Origin of the sequence: Robiginitalea sp. (assembly GCF_049588695.1) — a bacterium.
GTDB lineage: Bacteria > Bacteroidota > Bacteroidia > Flavobacteriales > Flavobacteriaceae > Robiginitalea.
The window spans coordinates 1-5,143 of the sequence record NZ_JBAVZJ010000600.1 but is presented as its reverse complement, the minus strand read 5'-3'; the positions used below and the strand labels follow the sequence as shown (position 1 = coordinate 5,143).

Sequence of the window (5,143 nt, the reverse complement as noted above, 5' to 3'; positions counted from 1 at the left end):
CTCCCACGCTTCACCGTTTGGGGATTCAGGCTTTTCAGCCGCGGTTGATCGAAGGTAAGGCCATTCGCCTGCACCCTTTAGTCTGTACGGCATTTAATGCGGATTTCGACGGAGATCAGATGGCAGTACACCTGCCACTGGGGCCTGAAGCGATCCTGGAAGCACAGCTTTTAATGCTGGCATCCCATAACATTTTGAATCCTGCGAACGGTTCCCCGATCACGGTACCATCACAGGATATGGTACTCGGATTGTATTATATGACCAAGGAGCGAAAGTCCACCAAGGAATTTCCCGTGCTCGGAGAAGGTCTGGTTTTCTACAGTCCGGAAGAAGTCGAGATCGCCTACAATGAAAACAGGGTAGCCCTCAACGCTTCCATCAAGGTAAGGGTAAAGGACCTGAATGAAGAAGGTGAACTCGAATTAAAATTGATTGAAACTACTGTGGGCCGGGTACTGTTCAATTCAGTGGTTCCTGAAAATGCCGGATTTGTAAATACCGTCCTCAATAAGAAGGCGCTGCGGGATATCATTGGGACTATTCTCTCCCTTACCGATGTCCCAACTACCGCTGATTTTCTCGATAAAATCAAGACAATGGGATATGATTTCGCCTTCCGCGGGGGATTGTCTTTCAGTCTTGGGGATATCATCATCCCAAAGGAGAAGATCGAAATGATTGCGGACGCCAACGAGCAGGTCGACGGGATCATGATGAACTACAATATGGGTCTGATCACAAACAATGAGCGGTACAACCAGGTCATTGATGTGTGGACATCCACCAATGCCATGCTCACTGAAATGGCGATGAAGCGGATTCGCGAGGATCAGCAGGGATTCAATTCCGTGTATATGATGCTCGATTCCGGCGCCCGGGGTTCTAAGGAACAGATCCGACAGCTTACCGGAATGCGTGGATTGATGGCCAAGCCCAAGAAATCCACCGCAGGTGGTGGAGAGATTATTGAAAACCCTATCCTCTCCAACTTTAAAGAAGGATTATCCATTCTGGAATACTTTATCTCAACGCACGGAGCCCGTAAGGGTCTTGCAGATACGGCACTCAAGACTGCAGATGCCGGTTATCTGACGCGTAGGCTGGTAGATGTGTCTCAGGATGTAATCATCAATATAGAAGACTGCGGCACCCTTCGCGGTATTGAAGTCGAACCCCTGAGAAAGAATGAGGAGATCGTAGAAACACTGGGAGAGCGTATACTCGGAAGGGTATCCCTTCACGATGTGCATCACCCGATTACTCAGGAAATACTCATTGAAGCGGGTCAGGAGATCATGGAGGCAGATCTTGCCCGGATTGAAGCTTCACCTATTGAGCGCGTAGAGGTGCGTTCACCGCTCACCTGTGAGGCTACTAAAGGGATCTGTGGTAAGTGCTACGGACGCAACCTGGCGACCAATAAAATGGTTCAGCGGGGAGAAGCCGTTGGTGTTGTTGCTGCCCAGTCCATTGGGGAACCCGGTACTCAGTTAACCCTGAGGACCTTCCACGTAGGGGGTATTGCGGGGAATATTTCGGAAGAGAGCAAACTCGATGCGAAATTTGATGGTATTGCGGAGATTGAAGACCTGAGAATGGTCAAAGGAGAAGACAGCGACGGTAATGCCGTTAATATTGTAATCTCCAGGACATCTGAAATCAAAATCGTCGATGCCAAAACCGGAATTACCCTGAGTACGAATAACATTCCCTACGGTTCTCAGCTCTTCATTAAAAATGGAGGTAAGGTGAAAAAAGGCGATGTGATCTGTAAATGGGATCCTTACAATGGGGTAATCGTTTCTGAATTCCCAGGCGCCATTGCGTATGAGAATATAGAGCAGGGCGTTACCTACCAGGTAGAAATTGATGAGCAAACAGGTTTCCAGGAAAAGGTGATTTCAGAATCACGGAATAAAAAGCTGATTCCTACGCTTCATATCAAGGATAAAAAAGGTACCATCCTGAGGTCTTATAACCTTCCCCTGGGATCGCACCTTATGGTAGATGACGGAGAGAAAATCAAAGAAGGAAAGATCCTTGTAAAAATCCCCAGAAAATCTGCGAAAGCAGGGGATATCACAGGGGGTCTTCCACGTGTAACTGAGCTCTTTGAAGCCCGGAATCCTTCCAATCCTGCGGTTGTCACTGAAATTGACGGGGTCGTTTCTTTTGGTAAGATTAAACGGGGGAACCGGGAAATAATCATTGAATCTAAAACTGAGGAGATCAAGAAATATCTCGTGAAGCTCAGTAACCAGATTCTGGTACAGGAAAACGATTACGTTCGGGCCGGAATGCCGCTTTCAGACGGGTCGATAACCCCTGAAGATATTTTGAGGATCAAAGGCCCATCAGCCGTTCAACAATACCTTGTAAATGAGGTTCAGGAAGTCTATCGCCTGCAGGGCGTAAAGATCAATGATAAACACTTCGAGGTGGTTGTCCGTCAGATGATGCGAAAAGTACGCATACAAGATCCGGGAGATACCACTTTCCTCGAGAATCAATTGGTGCACAAAGATGACTTTATGTTGGAGAACGATGAGATCTTCGGCCAGAAAGTCATTGATGATGCCGGAGACTCGGAAAACCTGAAACCAGGACAGATCATTAGTCTGCGCGAACTGCGCGATGAGAACTCCCTTCTCAGACGAAATGATAAGGCTTTGGTAATTGCGAGGGATGCTGTGGCTGCCACTGCAACTCCAGTACTTCAGGGGATCACACGGGCTTCCCTACAGACCAAATCGTTTATCTCAGCGGCTTCCTTCCAGGAAACGACCAAAGTATTGAACGAGGCGGCGGTTAGCGGTAAGGTGGATGCGCTTGAAGGTTTGAAAGAGAATGTGATTGTCGGTCATAGAATCCCGGCAGGAACCGGAATGCGCGACTATGAAAACATCATTGTAGGCTCAAAACAAGAGTACGATGAGATCATGGCCCGTAAAGAGGAAATGAAGTTTTAAGTATTTAGTCGAACAGACCCCTGACCAAAAGTCAGGGGTCTTTAGTTTAAAGCAAGCATGGCGGAGAAAGAATCCCAGTCCCAGGGACAGAAGCAGCTCAATATTGAGCTGGATGAGCAAACGGCAGAAGGCACGTATTCAAACCTGGCGATAATTAATCATTCAGTATCTGAGTTCGTAGTGGATTTCATCAGTGTAATGCCGGGCCGGCCTAAGGGTAAGGTAAAAAGCCGCATCATTCTGACCCCTCAGCACGCCAAAAAATTCCTCAAGGCCCTTACGGATAATGTTGAGCGTTTTGAAAAGGCCAATGGACATATCAAGGATTACGATCAACCTCCAATACCCCTTAATTTCGGGCCGACCGGGGAAGCATAATAAAAACCCGGGCAGCAAGCCCCGGGTTTTTTATTTTTGAGTTGGCAGTACCAGTTGGCAGTGCTGCCTGTTTTCTTCATATGAATACCCTGGAATAAAATTCCAATTCCTTATCTGTAATCCCATGGAATTCGTGCCATGGTCGGTCCCGATTGAACATCGTCCAATAAAGTCCGCAGGCCCGAACATGCCATAAATCTCAGCTCTGGTAGGTTGAACTGGAAATGGGTTCGTTATTTTTAGGTTTAAGGAAGCCAACTACAAAAAATTAAGCGGATGACAGAAATAGAACTAATCGTCGACCTGCACAGAACTACCGAGAGGCAGGGTCCCGGAAGCGTGGAAGATACCCTTAGGGCCCTTGGGTGTATCGATACTGCCCGTCGAAAGGACCTGAAGATTGCGGATATCGGGTGTGGGACCGGGGGGCAGACCCTTACCCTGGCAGAAAATACCCATGCTCAAATCACCGCCCTGGATCTTTTTCCTGAGTTTTTAGAGGTCGTTGCCAAAAGGGCACATTCCAAGGGGCTGCAAAAGTGGGTACAAACCCTGCAGGGGTCCATGGACCAGCTTCCTTTTGAAAAGGAATCTTTCGATATCATCTGGTCTGAGGGGTCCATCTATAATATCGGGTTTGAGGCGGGGATTAAAAACTGGAGGGAATACCTGAAACCCGGGGGGTACCTGGCGGTCAGTGAGATTACATGGATCACCCATTCAAGGCCAGGGGAAATCCAGGATTTCTGGGAATCTGAATATCCGGAAATTGACAGGGCCTCCTGCAAAATTGAGCTGCTGGAGGAAAACGGGTATACCCTGGCGGGGTACTTTATCCTGCCGCAGGAAAGCTGGATCGGGACCTATTACAAGCCGCTGGAAAAGTATTTTGACAGCTTCCTGGAGCTCCATGACAACAGTGAAGCTGCAGGGAAGGTGGTTGAGGCGTATCGGCAGGAAATCGGGCTTTACAGGAGGTATCATGCCTATTACAGCTACGGTTTTTACATAGCCAGGAAAGTTTAGGGTACTAGCGGGTATTTCACAGGCAGGGAAACTCTTATTAAATTTGGGATCTGAAGACATTTTCACCATAAATCAGCGCCCTGTATCCTCAAATGAACCTGGCCACTTTCATCCGAACCGCTCCACTGCTTCTCGCGGTATTTTCTTTCAGTACCCTCAGCGCACAGATAGATGGAGGATGGGAGGAATCCCCTACCCTCGGAATAACCGGATTTGTCGATGCCTTCTACGTATATGATTTTAACAAACCCGATGGGGATTTCAGGCAGTCTTTTCTATACAACCACAACCGCCATAATGAATTCAACCTGAACCTGGGCCTGCTGGGATTCCATTTGGAGCACCCCAGGTACAGGGCGCACCTCTCTTTGCAGGCAGGAACTTACGCCATAGACAATTATGCCGCTGAGCCGGGTGTTCTGAAACATATTTTCGAGGCCTGGGCCGGTTTCGCGCTTGACAAAAAGAGCTCACTTTGGATAGACGCCGGCATCCTGCCTTCTCATATTGGGTTCGAAAGTGCCGTTTCGACTCAAAACTGGACACTTACGCGTTCCCTTTCGGCCGAGAACAGTCCCTATTTCCTTACCGGGGCCCGACTGTCATACATTTCTGATAGTCATTGGCAGTTTGCCGGGCTCGTGGTCAACGGATGGCAGCGGATCCAGAAAGTATCCGGGAATTCCCTCCTTTCATTTGGCACCCAGATCCTTTACACTCCGTCAGAATATTTTCAGCTTAACTGGAGTACTTTTGCAGGCACGGAT

General features: G+C 48.3%; 4 protein-coding genes. All 4 read left to right on the top strand.

Annotated features, from left to right (window positions below; translation table 11 throughout):
* Positions 1 to 2,972, top strand: a 2,972-nt coding sequence (locus tag WBV75_RS13760; RefSeq protein ID WP_424121159.1) for a DNA-directed RNA polymerase subunit beta', incomplete at its 5' end; no start/stop codon positions are given.
* A 57-nt stretch (positions 2,973 to 3,029) separates the two neighbouring features.
* Positions 3,030 to 3,350, top strand: coding sequence for a DUF3467 domain-containing protein (locus tag WBV75_RS13755; protein ID WP_424121158.1), 321 nt, complete (start codon positions 3,030 to 3,032; stop codon positions 3,348 to 3,350).
* Between the two features lie 276 nt (positions 3,351 to 3,626).
* Positions 3,627 to 4,376 carry a class I SAM-dependent methyltransferase gene (locus tag WBV75_RS13750; protein WP_424121157.1) on the top strand — a complete coding sequence of 250 codons (750 nt, stop codon included), beginning with the start codon at positions 3,627 to 3,629 and terminating at the stop codon, positions 4,374 to 4,376.
* Positions 4,377 to 4,468: 92 nt separating this feature from the next.
* On the top strand, positions 4,469 to 5,143 hold a 675-nt coding region (locus WBV75_RS13745), incomplete at its 3' end, for an outer membrane beta-barrel protein (protein WP_424121156.1).

What these genes read in the sequence shown, in the direction of transcription:
- WBV75_RS13755 (WP_424121158.1), top strand. Translation starts at nt 3,030, where the DNA reads ATGGCGGAGAAAGAATCCCAGTCCCAGGGACAGAAGCAGCTCAATATT.
- WBV75_RS13750 (WP_424121157.1), top strand. Translation starts at nt 3,627, where the DNA reads ATGACAGAAATAGAACTAATCGTCGACCTGCACAGAACTACCGAGAGG.